General features: G+C 71.6%; 14 protein-coding genes and 2 pseudogenes. 8 read left to right on the forward strand and 8 right to left on the reverse strand.

Annotated elements, in window-relative coordinates; translation table 11 throughout:
* Nucleotides 1-153 precede the first annotated feature (153 nt).
* Nucleotides 154-1,404, reverse strand: a complete 1,251-nt coding sequence (locus ACFWJW_RS08975; protein ID WP_387236905.1) for an MFS transporter — start codon at nt 1,402-1,404, stop codon at nt 154-156.
* Entirely contained in the window at nt 1,395-1,895 is a 501-nt protein-coding gene (locus ACFWJW_RS08980) for a MarR family winged helix-turn-helix transcriptional regulator (protein ID WP_387236906.1), read from the reverse strand. Before ACFWJW_RS08980 ends, ACFWJW_RS08975 begins: the two co-directional genes overlap by 10 nt.
* 221 nt (nt 1,896-2,116) lie before the next feature.
* Here ACFWJW_RS08980 and ACFWJW_RS08985 point away from each other — a divergent pair, with 221 nt between their 5' ends.
* The 3 genes and pseudogenes from ACFWJW_RS08985 to ACFWJW_RS08995 all read left to right on the forward strand — a co-directional run bounded on the left by ACFWJW_RS08985 (nt 2,117) and on the right by ACFWJW_RS08995 (nt 5,613).
* Nucleotides 2,117-4,207 (forward strand): SpoIIE family protein phosphatase, encoded by a 2,091-nt coding sequence (locus ACFWJW_RS08985; protein WP_387236908.1) that lies wholly within the window; start codon nt 2,117-2,119, stop codon nt 4,205-4,207.
* Nucleotides 4,208-4,293: 86 nt separating this feature from the next.
* Nucleotides 4,294-4,465 (forward strand): annotated as a pseudogene (locus ACFWJW_RS08990) (Lrp/AsnC family transcriptional regulator); the annotation flags it as partial.
* A 158-nt stretch (nt 4,466-4,623) separates the two neighbouring features.
* Entirely contained in the window at nt 4,624-5,613 is a 990-nt protein-coding gene (locus ACFWJW_RS08995) for a glycine betaine ABC transporter substrate-binding protein (protein ID WP_387236910.1), read from the forward strand.
* Nucleotides 5,614-5,674: 61 nt separating this feature from the next.
* Here the strand turns inward: ACFWJW_RS08995 and ACFWJW_RS09000 are convergent.
* From ACFWJW_RS09000 to ACFWJW_RS09010, 3 genes and pseudogenes are all read right to left on the reverse strand, one after another.
* A pseudogene (locus ACFWJW_RS09000) lies at nt 5,675-6,046 on the reverse strand (NADP-dependent oxidoreductase); the annotation flags it as partial.
* Nucleotides 6,047-6,083: 37 nt separating this feature from the next.
* Nucleotides 6,084-7,211 (reverse strand): FAD-dependent oxidoreductase, encoded by a 1,128-nt coding sequence (locus tag ACFWJW_RS09005; protein WP_387236912.1) that lies wholly within the window; start codon nt 7,209-7,211, stop codon nt 6,084-6,086.
* Nucleotides 7,212-7,304: 93 nt separating this feature from the next.
* Complete coding sequence (locus ACFWJW_RS09010) at nt 7,305-8,198, reverse strand: NADP-dependent oxidoreductase (RefSeq protein WP_387236914.1); 894 nt, start codon at nt 8,196-8,198, stop codon at nt 7,305-7,307.
* Nucleotides 8,199-8,269: 71 nt separating this feature from the next.
* Between ACFWJW_RS09010 and ACFWJW_RS09015 the strand changes: the two genes are divergently transcribed.
* Complete coding sequence (locus tag ACFWJW_RS09015) at nt 8,270-8,842, forward strand: TetR/AcrR family transcriptional regulator (protein WP_387236916.1); 573 nt, start codon at nt 8,270-8,272, stop codon at nt 8,840-8,842.
* Between the two features lie 128 nt (nt 8,843-8,970).
* Here the strand turns inward: ACFWJW_RS09015 and ACFWJW_RS09020 are convergent, their stop codons facing one another.
* Entirely contained in the window at nt 8,971-9,417 is a 447-nt protein-coding gene (locus tag ACFWJW_RS09020) for a DUF5946 family protein (RefSeq protein WP_387236918.1), read from the reverse strand.
* 465 nt (nt 9,418-9,882) lie between these two features.
* On the opposite strand from ACFWJW_RS09020, the gene ACFWJW_RS09025 reads away from it, so the two are divergent.
* From ACFWJW_RS09025 to ACFWJW_RS09035, 3 genes are all read left to right on the forward strand, one after another.
* The gene (locus ACFWJW_RS09025) at nt 9,883-10,194 is read left to right on the forward strand and encodes a hypothetical protein (RefSeq protein ID WP_387236920.1); all 312 of its coding nucleotides are present in this window, start codon (nt 9,883-9,885) and stop codon (nt 10,192-10,194) included.
* Nucleotides 10,195-10,332: 138 nt separating this feature from the next.
* Nucleotides 10,333-10,617 carry a hypothetical protein gene (locus tag ACFWJW_RS09030; protein WP_387236922.1) on the forward strand — a complete coding sequence of 95 codons (285 nt, stop codon included), beginning with the start codon at nt 10,333-10,335 and terminating at the stop codon, nt 10,615-10,617.
* A 122-nt stretch (nt 10,618-10,739) separates the two neighbouring features.
* Nucleotides 10,740-11,033, forward strand: a complete 294-nt coding sequence (locus tag ACFWJW_RS09035; protein WP_387236924.1) for a hypothetical protein — start codon at nt 10,740-10,742, stop codon at nt 11,031-11,033.
* Between the two features lie 114 nt (nt 11,034-11,147).
* Here the strand turns inward: ACFWJW_RS09035 and ACFWJW_RS09040 are convergent, their stop codons facing one another.
* A complete protein-coding gene (locus ACFWJW_RS09040; protein WP_387236926.1) occupies nt 11,148-13,244 on the reverse strand; it encodes a SpoIIE family protein phosphatase in 2,097 nt (698 codons plus the stop codon).
* 560 nt (nt 13,245-13,804) lie between these two features.
* On the opposite strand from ACFWJW_RS09040, the gene ACFWJW_RS09045 reads away from it, so the two are divergent.
* Nucleotides 13,805-14,575, forward strand: a complete 771-nt coding sequence (locus ACFWJW_RS09045; RefSeq protein ID WP_387236928.1) for a GNAT family N-acetyltransferase — start codon at nt 13,805-13,807, stop codon at nt 14,573-14,575.
* Between the two features lie 54 nt (nt 14,576-14,629).
* Here the strand turns inward: ACFWJW_RS09045 and ACFWJW_RS09050 are convergent, their stop codons facing one another.
* Nucleotides 14,630-16,696: a SpoIIE family protein phosphatase gene (locus ACFWJW_RS09050; protein ID WP_387236930.1), complete on the reverse strand. Its 2,067-nt coding sequence runs from the start codon at nt 16,694-16,696 to the stop codon at nt 14,630-14,632.
* Nucleotides 16,697-16,967 lie beyond the last annotated feature (271 nt).

A 16,967-nucleotide genomic window follows, 5' to 3' on the forward strand; every position in this document is an offset into this window, starting at 1 on the left:
CGCCAGGTGAATCATTCCGATGGCTTCACATATACGCCCTGTGGGCTGGTTGTGCTCGTTACGGGCGGGCTTCCGGCCCCGGGGCGGAGCCGGCGGAGGAGACCCTTTGGCCGTGACAGCTCGCCCCGTTCGGCGCGCGACGCCCGGCACCGCCTAACCGGCCTCCGCCCCCCGCGCGGCCGGCGCGGAGAACCACCGCAGCCCCGGTGTCGTCGCGCCGACCAGTACCACCGCGCCGATGCACAGCAAACCGCCGCTGACCAGGGCCGTTGTGCCTGATGTGGCGTCCGCGACGAGGCCGCCGCGGAGATTGCCGAGGTCGGGGCCGGCCTGTCCGACGATCTGTTCCGCGGCGCTGACCCGGCCCAGCAGTTCGTCGGGGGTGTGCAGCTGCACGAGGGTGCTTCGGGAGACGACGGAGACGGTGTCGGCGGCGCCTGCCAGGGTCAGGAAGGCCAGGCCGGCCCAGGGGTCGGCCGACAGGCCGAACAGGGTGAGGGCCGCGCCCCAGGTGGCCGAGCCGGCGAGCATGACGAGGCCGGGGCGGGAGCGGCGGGTGAAGCTCCCGGCGAAGAGGGATGCGAGGACCCCGCCGGCGGCCACGGCGGTCAGGAAGAGGCCGAGGGTGCGGGGGTTGCCGCCAAAGCGTTCCGCGTTGACCTGGGGGAACAGGCTGGTCGGCATCGACAGCAGGGTGGTGGCCAGGTCCGTGAGGAGCGCGCCGCGGATGACGGGGGTGCGGACCAGGAAGGCCAGGCCGTCCGCCACGCCGCGCAGACCGGGCCGGGCGGGCTCGTCGCCGGGGCTCATCCGCGGCAGGCCGAACGCCCCGTAGAACGCGGCGGCGAAGGTGAGTGCGTCGATGAGATAGCAGCCGCCGACGCCCAGCCGGCCCAGGATCAGCCCGCCCAGTGCCGGGCCGATCAGCATGGCGCCCTGGAAGGAGATCCGGTTCAATGCCAGCCCGGCTGCGAGCTGTTGCTCCGGCAGCAGACGCGGAATGAAGGTGCGGGACACCGGTGCGCTGCCGGCCGTGAAGCAGGACTCCACCGCGACCAGTAACAGCACCGCCGGCGTCGGGAACTGCCCGACGAGCCCTTGCAGGGCGAGCAGGAGCACGCACCCGGCCTGGCCGGTGGTCATGATCAGGTAGAACTTCCGCCGGTCCACGCGGTCGACGACCGACCCGACGAAGAGGCCGAGCACGAGGAGGGGGACGGCCTGGGCCATGCCGACGGCGCCGGTCCAGACCGTGCTGTGGGTCGTCTGCCAGACCTGGAACATCACGGTGACCAGGGTCATGTGCCCGCCGAGCCGGGAGAGCGCCTGGCCGAGCCACAGCCGCCGGAACGGTGCCGACCGGCGCAGCGGGGTCACATCGAGCAGTGCGTGCTTCACTCCCATGCGGGGTCCTCGGCCAGCTTCTCGGCGATCCGGTCGTGGAAGCTCTTGTGCGCGAGAAGCCGCTCGATGTCGGTGACGACCCGGGTCAGCGGATAGGGGAGCTCGGCCTCGATCTCGGCGACGGCCGCCTCGGTGGCGCGCCACTCCGCGGCCAGCCGTCCGGCGATGCCGCGGGCCCGGTCCGTGAGCGTCACCTTCTTGCTGCGCGCATCGTCGCCCGCCACGGTCTCCACCCAGCCGGCCGCGCGCATCGCGGCCACCTTCTGGCTGAGCGCGGAGTGCGTCCGGCCGACGGACTCGGCCAGTGCGGTGATGGTCATCGGCCCGCGGGCGTGCAGCCGAAGCAGCTCCAGGACGAAGCTCGGCTTGAGCCCGGTGATCCGTTCCTCGGCATAGATCCGGGCGATGTCCGCGTCCATCGCTGCCTGGAGCAGCCGCAGCGGCTGCCACAGGGTCTGCTCGGTGGGATCGAAGGTGGGGTCCTCGGCCATCCGCGGATCGTAACAGCGCTTATGTAAGTGCTGTCAGATTACTTCCGGCCAAGTGGCGCCGGGGCCCCCGCGGGACGGAGTGTGCGGGCGGCCGGTCCTGGTGGACCATGGAAGCCACAGCACTGACCAGCGAAGGGGAGGGCCACAGCCAGCGAGGTGGACAGACCACGGACCGGAGCGCGGGCCGGCCAGGTGGTCCGTCGGGTGGAAGGAGTGCCCGGGTGAGCGCAGCCGACGGGCGTCCGGCCGAGGCCGGGGAGCCGGAGGGAGTACCGCCACAGCCGAGCGGGCTGATGGACCTCCTCGGTGTGGCCGCGGTCCTGCTGGACGCCGATGGGCGGATCGTCCTGTGGAGCCCGCAGGCCCAGGACCTGTACGGCTACACCGCCGAGGAAGCGCTCGGGCGGTACGCGGCGCCCCTGCTCATCCACCAAGAGCACTGGGACCTGGTGATCGGGCGGTTCTCCGGGGTCATGGCGACCGGCCGCAGCTGGAGCGGCACCTTCCCCGTCCGGCACAAGGACGGCACCGTACGGCTGGTGGAGCTGCGCAACATGCGGCTGATGGACGACCGCGGCGACTTCTACGCCCTCGGGCTGGCCACCGACTCCTCGACGCTCCGCGAGGTGGAGCGGGATGTCGCCCTGTCCACCCGGCTGATCTCCCAGTCCCCCATCGGGCTGGCGATGCTCGACACCGAACTGCGGTATGTGGCCGTCAACCCCGCCCTGGAACGGATGCACGGCATACCCGCGAAGGATCATCTCGGCCGGCACTACCGCGAGATCATGACCGCCGCGAAGTTCGAGGTGCCCGAGGCCGCGATGCGGCAGGTCCTCAAGACCGGGACGCCGATGGTCGACGAGACCACGGTCGTCGGCCGTACCCCCTCGGACCCGGACCACGAGCACGCCTGGTCGATCTCGCTGTACCGGCTGGAGGACCCGCAGGGGCGGGTGCTGGGGGTGGCCGACCTGGTGGTGGATGTCACCGACCGGTATCAGGCGGCCAGGGAGGCCGCCGAGGCCCGGCAGCGGCTGGCCCTGATCGCCGACGGCTCCGCGCGGATCGGCACCACCCTGGAGGTGGGACAGACCGCCCGGGAACTGGCCGAGGTCACCGTTCCCGAGCTCGCCGACGTGGTGACGGTCGATGTCCTCGACTCCGTCCTGGACGAGCACCGCCCCACCCCCGACGACGGCACGGCGCTCTTCCGCGCCCTCGCGGTGAAGGCCGCCTACCCGACCGAAGCCGTCCAGGCCGCCGATCCGCCCGGCCATATCGCCGCGTACGACACCGACCGGCTGGCCACCCAGTGCGTGCGCACCGGCCGGCCGATCCTCGTCCCGCACGCCGACGCCGACGACCTGGCGCGCATTGCCCGCGACGACCACGCCGCCACCCTGCTGGCCCGCGCCGGGGTGCACTCCTACCTGCTGGCCCCGCTCACCGCCCGCGGCCATATCCTCGGCGTCCTGGGCCTCATCCGCGCGCGCAACTCCCCCGCTTTCGACGAGGACGACCTCGCCCTCGCCTCCGAACTGGCCTCCCGTGCCGCCGTATGCATCGACAACGCCCGCTCGCACCAGAGCGTGCGCAACGCCGCCGAGACCCTTCAGCGCAGCCTGCTCCCCGACCATCCGCCGCACCGTCCCGGTCTACGGCTCGCCTCCCGGTACCGGCCCGCGCAGGCCACCTACGAGATCGGCGGCGACTGGTACGACGTCCTCCCGCTCGACGGCGACAAGACCGGCCTCGTCGTGGGCGACGTCATGGGCAGCGGTATCGACGCCGCCGCCACGATGGGCCGTCTGCGCACCGCGACCTGCGCGTTCGCCGATCTCGACCTCGACCCCGCCCAGGTCCTCCAGCACCTCGACAAGATCACCTCGGGGCTGGAGCACTACATCGCCACCTGTGTCTACGCGACGTACGATCCCCACCGCTCGGTGTTCCACATCGCCACCGCCGGCCATCTGCCGCCCGCCCTCGTACGCCGCGGCAAGCACCCCGAGTTCCTCGACCTGCCCATCGGCGTGCCCCTAGGGGTCGGCGGCATCCCCTTCGAGACCATCACCTTCGCCCTCGACCCCGGCGACCAACTGGTCCTCTACACCGACGGCTTGGTGGAGACCCGCCACCACTCCCTCGACGAACGCCTCGACACCCTGCTCCGCCTGCTGGACGCCCCCGACCGCTCCCTGGAAGAGACCTGCGACCGCCTCCTCCGCGAACTACGACGCCCCGACGACCCGGATGACGTCGCCCTGCTGATCGCGGGGACCGAGCGGTTCATGCCGACGGCACCCTAGGCGGTCTCGTTTGGATCAGCTGGTCGTCGGTCCGCCGTCTCTTGCCCTACCCGGCCGGCCCAAGTACTCCTCGCCGCCGGCGGGGTGGTGGCATGCTGTGCCGTTTGGTGGCACGCTCGAATGCCGGCTTGCAGCGCGTGATCGACCGGATGGGTGAGATTCGATGGCATCGTGCGGGCCTCGGCGGCGATCACGTTGGAGAATCCGGTGCCGCTCCGGATCACTCCACTGGCGCGCCAGGCGTCGCGGCAGGCGCCGTACGGACCGCTGACCGCTGGAGGACCGGCCTTGAGGGAGGACCGAGAAGTGAGCTTCTGGGAGTACCTGGGCACCCGCTGCCGGCAGGCGCTGATCATGGACTGGCTGGGGACGCTCGTCGAGTTGCCGTTACGCCCACGCGGCCTGGAGGTGGACTGATGCGCCTGGCCCGGGTACGGACGGCCGTCGCAGGCGCGGGCGCCCTGCTGCTCGCCGCCGCAGGGCTGAGCGGCTGCGGACTGACCAGCGGCAGTCCGCTGGCCGACTCGGTGCGGCCCGGCTCCATCGGGAAGGGGCGACCACTGGAGGGCGCCCAACTGACCGTTACCTCAAAGGAGTTCACCGAACAGATCATCCTGGGCCAGATCATGGGGCTGGTCTTCAAAGCGGCCGGCGCGGAAGTCCTGGACCGGACGAACATCCAGGGCTCGATCGGTGCCCGCGAGGCGGTCAAGTCCGGTGCGGCGGACGGGATGTACGAGTACACCGGCACGGCCTGGATCACCTACCTCGGTCACACCAAGCGGGTCGTCGACCCGCACGGGCAGTGGGAGGCCGTACGCGAGGAGGACCGCCGCAACGGCATCACCTGGCTGCCCGCCGCCCCGCTCAACAACACCTACGCGCTGGTCGCGAACCAGGCGAATGCGCAGAAGTACCGGCTGCGCACACTCTCCGACGTGGCACGTCTGACGAAGAAGGACCCGGGCGCGGCGACGATCTGCGGCGGAAGCGAGTTCTCGGTGCGCGAGGACGGCCTGCCGGGCGTGGCGAAGACGTACGGATTCGCCCTCCGGCGCGGGAACTTCAAGAAGATGGACGACGGCGTCGTCTACACCCAGGTCGCCGAGGGCGCGGCCTGCTCCCTCGGCGTGGCGGCCACCACAGACGGCCGCATTCCCGAACTCAAGCTGAAGGTGCTGGAAGACGACCGGCACTTCTTCCCCAACTACAACGCGGCACCCGAGATGAACAGCGCCACATTGAGGAAGTACCCCGCCATCGCCGGCCTGCTCGCCCCGATCACCAAGCGGCTGACGGGGGCCGAGGCCCAGCGGCTGAACGCGCGGGTGGACGTGGACGGGGAGGACCCGCACGAGGTGGCGAAGGACTGGCTGGTGCGGGAGGGCTTCATCCGGGAAGGCTGAGAGTGGTCGCCGGGGCATATCGACTCCAGGTTCCTCCGGCTTCGGGGACCAGGAACTGAAGGCGGGAGTACCGCACTCCGTGTCGGTCGGCGTCGAAGTCTGCGATGGTCACCACGCGGTGCGGGTCGCCGGCGATGGCCACCAGTTCGCCAAGAGAGCCCTTACCGGCCGCGTCCAGAACCACGTCGACCCCGTGCGGAGCCAGTGGGGCAAGGCGGTCGGCCAGCCCCGCCCCGTAGGTGACCGGAACGACGCCGAGCTGGGCGAGGAAGCCGTGGTTGCCTTCGCTCGCGGTGCCGATCACGTCGAGGCCGCGCGCCTGGGCGAGTTGCGCGGTGAGGGTGCGGACGCCTCCGGCGGCGCCCTCGATCAGCAAGGTCATGCCCTCGGCGGCTTCCAGGGCTTCCAGTACACGCATGGCTGTGTCGATGTTCCAGGAGAGCTTGTGGTCGCTCGCCTCTGCGGGACTGTCAGATTCCCGGGGCTTGCTCTGGGTCGGTGAAGAAACTGATCACGTCCTGGGGCGTGGGGTGGTGGGCGACTTCGGCGGCGGCCGCGGCGCCGCGGGGGAACAGCACTTGTTCGTATGAGGTGAGCGCGGTCTCGATGTCGTCGGGGTGTGCGGCGAGGGCCTTTCCGAGGTCGGCACCGTCCTGCATGGCCAGGTTGGCGCCTTCACCGTTGGGGGTGGAGAGGTGGGCGGCGTCGCCGAGCAGGGTCACTCCCGGCACCCGGGCCCAGCGGTGCCCGACCGGCAGGGCGTGGAGGGGGCGCAGGACCGGCGCGGTCCGGCCGGCGGTGATCAGGGCGGTGAGTTCCGGCGCCCAGCCGTCGTACTCCTCCGCGATGCGCTCGGCGGCCGCGGCGGCATCGGTGAAATCGATGGTGGCGAACCAGTCCTGCGGCTTGGCCAGGGTGATGTAGGTGCGGAGGACCCCGCCCTTCTCCCGATGAGCCACGAGCCACTTCCCGTTCCCGTCCGGGTCGAGCGCGACGAGTGTCCCGCCGCCGACCGCTTTCGCGGTGGCCGGGTGCCGGGTGTCGGCGTCGTGCAGGCAGGTCTCGACGAAGGACCGGCCGACGTATTCGGGTGTGGCGTCGGAGAGCAGCGGTCGGACGCGCGACCATGCGCCGTCCGCGCCGACCAGCAGGTTCGTGAGGACGGCGGCGCCGCCTGCGAAGGTCACCTCGTGGCGGCCCGCGGTGCGGGCGCGGACGCCGGTGACCTTGTGGCCCCATCGGACGGTGCCGTCGCGGAGTGCGTCCAGCAGGATCCGTCGCAGCTCGCCGCGCTGTACCTCGGGGCTTTCGCCGGTGCCGTCGTCGGCCTTGTCGAACAGGACGGTTCCGTTGTGGTCCAGGAGCCGTATCGCTTGGCGGCCCTCCAGGATGAGGCCACGGAACTCGTCCATCAGTCCGGCTGCCTTGAGGGCGAGTTGGCCGTTGTGGTCGTGGATGTCGAGCATCCCGCCCTGCGAACGCGCCGCCGGGGAGGACTCCGCCTCGTAGACCGTGACCGGGATGCCGTGGAGGTGCAGGACGCGGGCCAGGACGAGGCCGCCGAGTCCGGCGCCGATGATCGTGACAGGAGTGTGCATGGGGCTCCTTGCGTGTCGCACCTGCCGGGTGGGCCCCGGCGGGCGCTGGAAGGAAGGCAGTTCGCCGGGGCGTGCGACCGGGCAGGGAATGGCTCAGACGACGATGACCCGGCGCCCGCGCGTGTGACCGGCCCGGCTGTCGAGGTGTGCCGCCGGGGCCTCGGCGAGCGAGTACGTCTTCTCGACCGGTATGTGGAGCTTTCCCCGCGTGATGAGGCGGACGGCCTCGGCGAGGGCTTGTGGAACGTTCCCGGTCACGCCGGAGTACCGGGCACCGAGCTCCGGCGCACCCAGGTCGGCGATGGAGACCACCCTCCGCGGATCCCCGGTCAGCTCGACGAGCTCGCGGATCACGCCTGACCCGGCCAGATCGAGCGCCGCGTCGACCTGCCCGAGCCGCCGCACCCGCTCGACCCAGCCCTCGCCGTACGTCGTGGCGAGGGCGCCCAGGCTCCGCAGATACTCCTGGTTCGCGGCTCCGGCCGTGCCGATCACCGTGATGCCGCGCTCGTGGGCGATCTGGAGGACCGCCGATCCAACTCCCCCGGACGCGCCGCTGACCAGCAGCGTCTGCCCGGACCGCACACCGGCCTGACCGATGATGCGCAGCGCGGTCTCCACGACGGAGGGGTACCCGGCCGCCTCTTCGAAGGTCAGGCTCTCGGGCATACGGGCCCAGGCCGCGAGGACGGCGAACTCGGCATACGTACTCGCGCCTCGCCCGAACACGCGGTCACCGACCTCGACCCCTTCGACGTGCTCGCCGACCTGGTCCACCACCCCGGCGGCGTCCTGCCCGACTCCGGCAGGCAACTCGACCGGGCGGACCTCCTGGAACTGTCCTTCACGGATCCGCCAGTCGACCGGATTCACGCCCGCCGCCCGCACGGCGACGCGTATGTGGCCGGGGCCCGCGTGGGGCTCCTCGGCGTCTTCGAGGTGGAGAACGTCGGGACCGCCGAACTCGGCGTAGCTCACTCTCTTCATGTGAGGGACCGTAACACTAACGGTTACGGTTTCGAAACTGCTACTCCTTTGGATTTGGTAGTGTCAGCGGCATGACCGTGCCGACGACCGGACGCCGTGAACGCAAGAAGGCCGCGACCCGCCAGAAGATCGCCGACACCGCCCTGCGGCTCTTCCTGGAGCGCGGGTACGACGCGGTGGGCATCCGTGACGTGGCCGCCGAGGCCGACGTGGCCGTCACCACGCTCTTCTCCCACTTCGCCTCGAAAGAGGCCCTGGTGTTCGAGCAGGACGAGAACTTCGAGCAGCGCCTCACGCAGGCGGTCACCGGCCGGGGGCCGCACGAGCCACTCATCCCCGCGCTGCGCCGCGAGATCCAGGCCATGGTCCGGCACTGCACGGGAGACGGCGCCGCCCCGATCTACCGCATGATCGACGCGTCACGTGCCCTGCGGGAGTACGAGGAGACGATGCGGCTGCGCTACGCGGAGTCGCTGGCCGCGGCCCTCGTCGCCGATCCCGACCTGCCACAGAGCGAAACGGCCTGCCGGACGCTCGCGAGGTTCGTGATCGACGCCTATGCGCTGGCCCACGAGGCGGCCGACCCGGACGCCGCGCTGGACGAGATCTTTCAGATGATCGAGGCGGCCTGGGAAGTCACCTGACCTTCTGGGCAGTTCACCGCGCTGATGGCCCAGGCCGGCGCGGACGAGGACCGGACCTGGGCCGTTTCGGTGGACTCCACGATCATGCGGGCAACACCGGCACGCGGCCGGGGCCCGCAAAAGGGGCCCTAGCTCCACGCGTCGACCGTCGCGGCGGCCCACGCCTTGACGCGTTCGGTGAACTCCGGGGCGGGGAACGAGCCGTCGACGGCGACGTCATGGATCGTGACGGAGAAACGGGAGGGCGGCGCGTCCCGGTGCGGCAGGGCCGCGTCCCGGGCGGCTGGTGAGGAACTGCCCTTCGCACGGTGGGAGTTGCCTCGGCGAGCGCGGCCGACGAGCTGGTTCACTTCGTCGAGGCCGCCTTCGAGGTAGGCGTGCAGCAGCGCCCAGGCCGTCCCGCCGTCATCGGCGGGCAGCCGACTGGGGTGTTGGAGCAGGAAGCAGGCGACGGAGACGCCGTGCAGCGGCCCCCACGGTGCCTGCCGTGCATGGTCCAGCGCGAGCAGTGTCTGGAAGAGCTCCTCGCAGGATCGCGGGTCCATCGGCGCACCGCACTCTGCGCAGGGTTCCATGCCTTCTCCTTGATCCTCGGAGTACGGCGTACCAGCGTCCCCGCTCTCGCGTTCCGGCGCATGTGGTTTTCCGCGGAGCGCGGCGCGTTCACGCCTCTGCGAAGGCCCGTTGGCTGAATACACGCGGGCCGCGCCGCCCTTTTATTGAGCGAATTATTGTGCGTCGCTGGGCGAATTTCTCGGCCGCATTGCGATATGGCCGCCGCATTCGATGACTCCGGTGGGCCCAGCCCATGGAAAACCCCCGACCTCCCCCGGGCCGCCGTCATGCTCATGCTCTTCCTGCGCGGACCACCGGCAACGTCGGCACGCCCGGGCCACCCGGGAGGCTCAATTATTCGCCCGGATGCGACGCTCTCAAGTGGTGCGCCGTGACAATGCAACTGGCTGTGTGTCATATCACTACTGCGCCGCAGAAGGCCGACAGGGTGTCGCCCTTCGCAGCAGGCCGAAAGGAACATGTCCATGCGCACTGCCCGCACTCTGTTCGCCTCAGCCGTCATCACCGCGATGTTCGCGGTCACCGCTCCCGCCGCGACCGCCGTGTCCGCGGCCGGGGACCACACGACGGACCATGTCGCGTCGAGCAGCTCCGGCCACGACCACGACAGGTGCAAGCACGGACACCACAAGCGCGACGATCACAAGAAGGACCACCGCAAGAAGAACCACCACAAGCGCGATCACCACAAGCGCGATCACCACAGGCGGGACCACCACCGGCCGTCCGGCGGTGTGCACACCGGCGGCGGGGCCCTGGCCGACCTCCTGCGCTAGGACGGGCCAGGCCGGCACCAGGGGTCGATGACCGGGTGCCGGGCCGGTTCTGCTGTTTTGCGGGGGTGGGTTCTCCTCTTGGGGAGCCCACCCCCGCGGCGATTCGCCGTGTCCGGCGGCGGCTGATAGGGAGGTGACATGAGCGAAATACCTCCGGTTCTGACCGTGACCGCCATCAGCACCATCGGAGTCACCGATGTCCACGACGACAACGCCGACTCCTGGCTGGTGATCGAAACCGCCGAGCAGGGCCAGCTGTTGCTGAACCTGCCCGGTCCCCTGTACCGGGCCGCCGTCCAGTCGACCGAGCTCCCGGCCGACCAGCCCGGCCCCGGCCGGCTGGCCCTCACCGAGGCCGAAGTCGCTGCGTACCGCGCCCATATCGCGAGCCTGACGCGCACCGAGCAGGAATCGTCCGAGTGACCCGGTGACCGGCCGGAACGGTCACCGACCTCGCGGGTACCGCCCGCTTGCTCCCACGGCGGAGCGTGCGGCGGACGTCGCACGCCGCGTTTCAAGCGGCCGAAAGCGGCAACGCGTGGTGCATGTCCTCACGCGCTCGTTACCGCAACAACGAAGCAGCGAAGGTCGTCGTCGTCCTTGCGGACCTGACGGCGTTGATCCTCGGCCTGTGGATCCTGTTCGCCCTCGTCGACGCGAACCGCGCCAACGACCTGGTCAACTTTGTCCATGCCGCGGCCGGCTGGCTCGCCGGGTGGTCGCACGATCTGTTCACCATGGATGCCGACTGGTTGCGGACCGTGCTGAATTACGGGCTGCCCGCCGTCGTCTATGTGTGCATCGGGCACGCGCTGGCTGCCCGGATCCGCCGTATCTAGGCCGTATCCAGGCAGCGACGACCGCAGGGCCGAGCACAAGGAGACGGTGGACCTCCTCAGCCGCTTCACCCAGCAGCTCCGGCGAGAGAGCGCCGGGACGTGGTCTCCGGTGAATCAGCGGTCGGACCCGGCGCCCCGTCCCTGGTTCCCGGCCCGTGCGATGAGGAGGGCGACGTCGTCCGGGTCGTCCGGATCGCGCAGGGCGTCAAGAAGGCGGTCGCAGGTGTCCTCCAGGGTGTGGTCCGGGCGGTCGAGAAGGCGGAGCAGGAGCGCCAGGCGCTCGTCGATGGGGTCGTGGCGGGTCTCGACCAGACCGTCGGTGTAGAGGACCAGCCGGTCGCCGGGGCGCAGGGGGAAGGTGGCTTCTTCGAAGGGCACTCCGCCGACCCCCAGGGGTACGCCGATGGGCAGGTCGAGCAGCTCCGGCGGCCGGCCCGTGCGCATCAGTACCGGCGGCAGATGCCCGGCGACGGCGATGTGGCAGACGGCGTGGTGCGGGTCGTAGACGGCGTAGGCGCAGGTGGCGTACTGGTCCAGATCCGCGGTGATCTTGTCGATGTGCCGCAGCACCTCGGTCGGCGGGATGTCGAGGTCGGCCAGGGTGGAGGTGGCGGTCCGCAGGCGTCCCATGGTGGTGGCGGCGTCGATGCCGCTGCCCATCACATCGCCCACGACGAGCGCGGTTTTGTCCGCTCCGAGGGGGACCACGTCGAACCAGTCGCCGCCGACCTCGCTGGTCGTGCCGGCGGGCTGGTAGCGGGTGGCGATCTCCAGGCCCTTCCGGTGCGGCGGCCGGTCGGGGAGCAGGCTCCGCTGGAGGGTGATGGCGGCGTTTCGCTGGCCCTGGTACAGGCGGGCATTGTCGATGCACACCGCGGCGCGCTCGGCCAGTTCGGCGGCCAGCGCCAGGTCGTCCTCGTCGAAGGGCAGCGGGTTACGGGCGCGGGTGAGACCCAGGGCGCCGAGTACCTCGCCGCGGGAGATCAGCGGCATGGTGAGATACGTGTGGATGCCGGCCCGGGCCAGCAGGGCTGCGGCCTCGGGGTCACGGGCGATGCGGGCCAGGTCCTGCCTCTGGACATGGGCTATCAGGATCGGCTGACCGGTGCGCACACACCGGGTGGCCAGTCGGTCGGCTCCGTAGCTGGTGAGCTGGCCGGGAGGGTCGGCGGCGCGGACCGCCTCCGTGGGGTAGGCGGCCTTGACCGCGAGGGCCCGGAAGAGCGCGGGGCGGGCGCCGGGTGTCTGGGACGGGCGGCCTTCCAGGACGGAATCCAGGATGTCCACCGCCGCGATGTCGGCGAGCTCGGGCACGGCGACCTCGGCCAGCTCGCGGGCGGTCTGCTCCACCTCCAGAGTGGTGCCGATCCGGGCGGTGCCATCGGCGATCATGGCCAGCCGGCGGCGGGCGCGGGCCGCCTCGGTGGCCGCGCGGTGCCGGTCGGTGACGTCCACCGAGAGGCCGGCCACCCCGAGCACCCGCCCGCCCGGGTCCTCCAGCCGGTAGTAGGAGACCGACCAGGCGTGATCGTTGTCGGGGTCGGCGGGGGTGCGGCCCACGGTGTGCTCGTCGACCAGCGGCGTGCCGGTTGCCAGGACCTGCCGCAGGGCGGCCTCGATGGCGTCGGTGTCCAGGAACGGCAGCACCTCCCGTACCGACCGGCCGATGTGCTCCTTGGCGGGCACCCCGTTCATCCGCTCCAGCGCCGGGTTCACGGCCAGATAGCGCAGCTCGGTGTCCAGGACGGCCAGCCCGATCGGGGACTGCGAGACCAGCCGCGTGGACAGGGCCACATCACGTTCCACCTGGCGCAGGATCTCCTCGTCGGTGGCGATGCCCAGGGCGTAGAAGTCACCCCGGTCGTCCAGCAGCCGCATATTGCGGAACTCGACCAGCCGGGAGCTGCCGTCCTTGTGCCGGACGGGGAAGGCGCCGGCCCAGCTCTCGCCGGTCGCCATCACCTCGGTGAACAGCCTGATCACCAGGTCCAGGTCCTGCTGGTGGACCAGCAGCCGCCCCGCGAACCGGCCCAGCGCCTCCTGCGCGGTGTAGCCGAACAGCTTCTCGGCCTGCGGACTCCACAGCACGATCCGGCCCTCGCCGTCGAGCAGCACCGCGGCGACGCTGAGCAGATCCAGCAGCCCGCTCCGCTGTGGCCCCCCGGCGGGCGGCTGGTCGCCCGGCGGGCCGAAGGGGCCTGCTGTACCCATCCCAGGCACCTCCTCCGCCTGTGAGCGCGGCATGCGGTCCCGCTTCGGGCTGCGGCCCGTGTCCACGACGCCTCGCGGTGCTTCCATGTTCCCCGGATACGGGAGGCCGCGCAGTCGCTCGGGCCGCGCCCGCGGGGCCACGGACCGCCGGTGCCGTGGGCGGGGAGCGCACCGGCCCGCATCGTGATCAACACCACCCCTCCCATGGCGGCCCGGCGGGGCCGGAGCGTGCGCCCGGCATCCGGCATCCGCGCTGCTCGCGCCCCGGAGAGCAGGTGGACGCGGGCCCGCTCCACGGGCCGGTCCACGGGTGAACGGGGCCGGTCGACGGGGCAGGTCCGCGGTGTCCTCGGCCGCAATTTCCGGTACGCATTCGCCGCCCGGGCCCCGGATTTGCCTCCGGCCAGGGGCGGTGTGCAACAGTGGGCGTCCCCGTCAGCCGGGCGCGCCGCCTGCGCAGCCCCTGCCGGGACTCCCCCACCCCCCAGACGGTCGGTTCCGGCTGCGCCCTGTGCGTGTCCGGGCCGTCGCCCTCCCGTTACGTCCTTCCCGAGAGAGCGATGCAGGCAACGACTCTTCCTCCCCGGACCGCAGACCTGTTCCAGCAGGGTCTGGAGCGCCAGGCCGGCGCCGCCCTGCTGCGTTTCGGCGCTGCCCGACGACGCCCGTCCGGCCGGATCAGCTGGTCCGGCGACGGTGCCGCCGCCTGGCTCGACGACGCCCGCGGACATCTGTGGAGCGTCGGCGAAGCGGTGCCCGCCGCCGGGATCGTACTCCGCGCCGCGCATGAACTCCCGGACGACATCAGGGAGTTCACCGGGCCCCGGGGCACCGATGCGCTGGTCGGCCGCCACCTGCCGGTGTCCGATGTCGTCGAGTGGGTCTTCCGGTGGACGCTGGAGGAACCGCCCCTCCAACGGGCCGAGGAGCGGGTGATCGAGCTGGACGAGACGCACCACGAGGAGCTGCTCGCCTTCCTCAACGAGCACAGCCCCGCCCATTCGACCGGCCCCGGCTCCTCCGGCGTCAGCCTGTGGACCGGTATCCGCGACCCCGACGGACGGCTGGTGGCCTGCGGCGCGCTGAGCAGCCTGCGGGACAGCGGGGCCCCGCTGATGGCGTCGGTCGCGACGGACGCGCGGCTGCGTGGTCAGGGTCTCGGCGCGGCGCTGACCTCGTGGCTGACCCGGTACGCCGTACGCCGGCACGGGTTCTGCACGCTGTGGCAGCTCGCCGACAACTCCCCCGCCGAACGGCTCTACACCCGCCTCGGCTACCGCAACGAGGACCCGTGCGTCTCCGCGCGCATGGCCGCGCCGGGACGCCCTTGAGGGAAGCCGGCCCGTCGGTGCCGGGGCCGTGTGCCGGGTGCCGGGGTCAGGTCCTCACAGCCGTACGCGGTGGACCCGGGCGAGCAGCAGGACGGTGTCATCGGCCGGGGAACTCGGTACGAGGCGGGCGAGGATGTGGTCCGCGGCGGCTTCCAATGAGTCGGGGAGCCGGTTCAGTTCGCTGCGCAGCGCCGTCAGCCCCTCGTCGATGTCGTGGTCCCGGGCCTCGATGAGACCGTCGGTGTAGAGGACGAGGGTGGTGTCGTCGGGCAGGTCGAGCTCCGTCGAGTGGAAGGGACAGCCGCCGACGCCGAGGGGTACCCCCAGCACCTCGTCGATGACCTCGGTCCGGCCGTCGGGGTAGCGGAGCAGGGGCGGCGGGTGGCCGGCGCTGGCGATCCGGGTGCGTCCGGTGACGGGGTCGTAGCGGATGTAGAGGCAGGTGGCGAGTTCGATGCCCGCCTCCTGGGCGCACTGGTCGAGCTCGGTGAGCAGCTCTTCCGGTTCCTGGTCGTGGCGGGCCAGTGCCTTGGCGGTGATCCGCAGCCTGCCCATCGACGCGGCGGCCGCGACGCCGTGTCCCATGACATCGCCGACGACCAGGGCGACCCGCTGGTCGGGCAGGTCGACCACGTCGTACCAGTCGCCGCCGACCTCGGTGACGTGGCTGCCGGGCAGATAGCGATGGGCGAGGTGCAGGGAGGGGCAGGACCCCAGGGAGCTGGGCAGCAGCGCGCGCTGGAAGGTGAGCGCGATGTTCCGCTCGCGGCTGTACAGGCGGGCGTTGTCCAGGCAGAGCGCGGCCCGGGAGGCGAGCTCCGCGGCCAGGCTGAGGTCCTGCTCGGTGAAGGTCGCGCGGGCCGCTGACCGGCCGAGGATGGCGATGCCCTGCACCGTTCCCCGGGCGATGAGCGGGGCGAGGAGGAGACAGGTCAGTCCGCTGTCGGCCAGCACCCGGGCGCGTGCTTCGTCGAGCATGGTCCGCCGCATGAACTCCTGGTTCACCGGCACCGCGATCGGGCGGCCGGTGCGCAGCATCCGGTGGATGGCGGAGCCCGGCGGGTAGTGCACTCCCGCCACCCCGCTGACGAGTTCCATCGCGGGCGGGGGCAGCACGGTGCCGTATGCGAGGCGGCGGGTGCGCACCGGCAGCGCCGGGTCGAAGGACTCCCGCTCGTCCAGCCCTTCCACGAGCTCCACGACGGCCGCGTCGGCGAAGACCGGAATCACGGCATCGACCAGCTCCTGGGCGGTGACCTTCACGTCCAGGGTGGTGCCGATCCGGGTGGACGCCTGGTCCAGCAGCGCGAGGCGCTGGCGGGTGGCGGTCGCCTCCACGATGGCCTGCTCCCGGTCGGTCACATCCACCAGCAGGCCGCCCACTCCCGGGCGGGTGCCGCCGGCCCGGGAGAGCGGGAAGAAGCTCACCGACAGCACCTTGTCCCGGTCCGGGTGGCCCCGGGTGCGCATCCCGACCCGCACGCCGGCGATGGGCTTGCCGTCCTCGGCGACGCCGCGCAGCATCCGCTCGTACTCGCCGCCGTCCGCGGTGATCATGATCTCGGTGAGGTGCCGCCCCAGGTGGTCCTCGATGGGCAGCCCGTTGATGTCGGCCAGGCCCTGGTTGAGGTGGGCGTAGCGCAGTTCCTCGTCGAGCATGACCAGGCCGATCGGGCAGGTCTCGAAGAGCGCGTCGAGGAAGGCGAGATTGGTCTTCACCCGGTCCAGTTCGTCGCCGCGGCTCGCCAGGGCCATGACCACCGAATGCCCCGCCTCCCCGGCCACCGGGAAGACCCGGAAGCCGCAGTCGAAGACCGAACCGTCCAGATGCGTGGCGAGCAGCCGCCCACGCCAGTAGCCCTCGGTCCGGCCGCGCTCGGCCAGGCGGGCGCAGGCGTCGGGGCCCGCATCGGGTGCGGCGGGGAAGAGAAGGGCGCCAGGCTTCGCCAGCGCCTCCGCGGCCCGGTAGCCGAAAAGCTGCTCGGCGCCGGGGCCCCAGTAGCAGATCCGGTTGGCGTCATCGATGCCGAACACGGCGACGGCGACATGCTCCAGCAGCGAGCCGGGCTCGGACCAGAGTGGACCGCGAGCCTGCTGGTCGCTCGGCCGATCTGATGGCACCGGCTTGTCCTTCCACCCGCCGCGCGCGGTGGCCCGTCCGCCCTCCGGGCGCCAGAGCGGCTCTCTTCATTCTGCGCCCGTCCCTCAGGTGCGGACACTCGGCCCGGCGCCGGGCCCGGGGCGAGCGGCATCGTGGCGGTCGGGCCGCCTCCGTGCCGCCGCGGTTCCGGAGGTGAGCGCCCCGCCCGTGAGCGCCGCGGCCCGCCCGCCGACCGCACACTTTGGCTGGTTTCCCGGTGTGAGCGGACCTGCCGGTGCGGCTTGGCTGGAG

Source organism: Streptomyces sp. NPDC127097 (assembly GCF_042724075.1).
Classification (GTDB): domain Bacteria; phylum Actinomycetota; class Actinomycetes; order Streptomycetales; family Streptomycetaceae; genus Streptomyces.

Excerpts from the sequence above, each read along its gene's own strand:
- ACFWJW_RS08975 (WP_387236905.1), bottom strand. The coding sequence starts at position 1,404 with ATGGGAGTGAAGCACGCACTGCTCGATGTGACCCCGCTGCGCCGGTCG.
- ACFWJW_RS08980 (WP_387236906.1), bottom strand. The coding sequence starts at position 1,895 with ATGGCCGAGGACCCCACCTTCGATCCCACCGAGCAGACCCTGTGGCAG.
- ACFWJW_RS08995 (WP_387236910.1), top strand. The coding sequence starts at position 4,624 with ATGCGCCTGGCCCGGGTACGGACGGCCGTCGCAGGCGCGGGCGCCCTG.
- ACFWJW_RS09005 (WP_387236912.1), bottom strand. The coding sequence starts at position 7,211 with ATGCACACTCCTGTCACGATCATCGGCGCCGGACTCGGCGGCCTCGTC.
- ACFWJW_RS09010 (WP_387236914.1), bottom strand. The coding sequence starts at position 8,198 with ATGAAGAGAGTGAGCTACGCCGAGTTCGGCGGTCCCGACGTTCTCCAC.
- ACFWJW_RS09015 (WP_387236916.1), top strand. The coding sequence starts at position 8,270 with ATGACCGTGCCGACGACCGGACGCCGTGAACGCAAGAAGGCCGCGACC.
- ACFWJW_RS09020 (WP_387236918.1), bottom strand. The coding sequence starts at position 9,417 with ATGGAACCCTGCGCAGAGTGCGGTGCGCCGATGGACCCGCGATCCTGC.
- ACFWJW_RS09025 (WP_387236920.1), top strand. The coding sequence starts at position 9,883 with ATGCGCACTGCCCGCACTCTGTTCGCCTCAGCCGTCATCACCGCGATG.
- ACFWJW_RS09030 (WP_387236922.1), top strand. The coding sequence starts at position 10,333 with ATGAGCGAAATACCTCCGGTTCTGACCGTGACCGCCATCAGCACCATC.
- ACFWJW_RS09035 (WP_387236924.1), top strand. The coding sequence starts at position 10,740 with ATGTCCTCACGCGCTCGTTACCGCAACAACGAAGCAGCGAAGGTCGTC.
- ACFWJW_RS09040 (WP_387236926.1), bottom strand. The coding sequence starts at position 13,244 with ATGGGTACAGCAGGCCCCTTCGGCCCGCCGGGCGACCAGCCGCCCGCC.
- ACFWJW_RS09045 (WP_387236928.1), top strand. The coding sequence starts at position 13,805 with ATGCAGGCAACGACTCTTCCTCCCCGGACCGCAGACCTGTTCCAGCAG.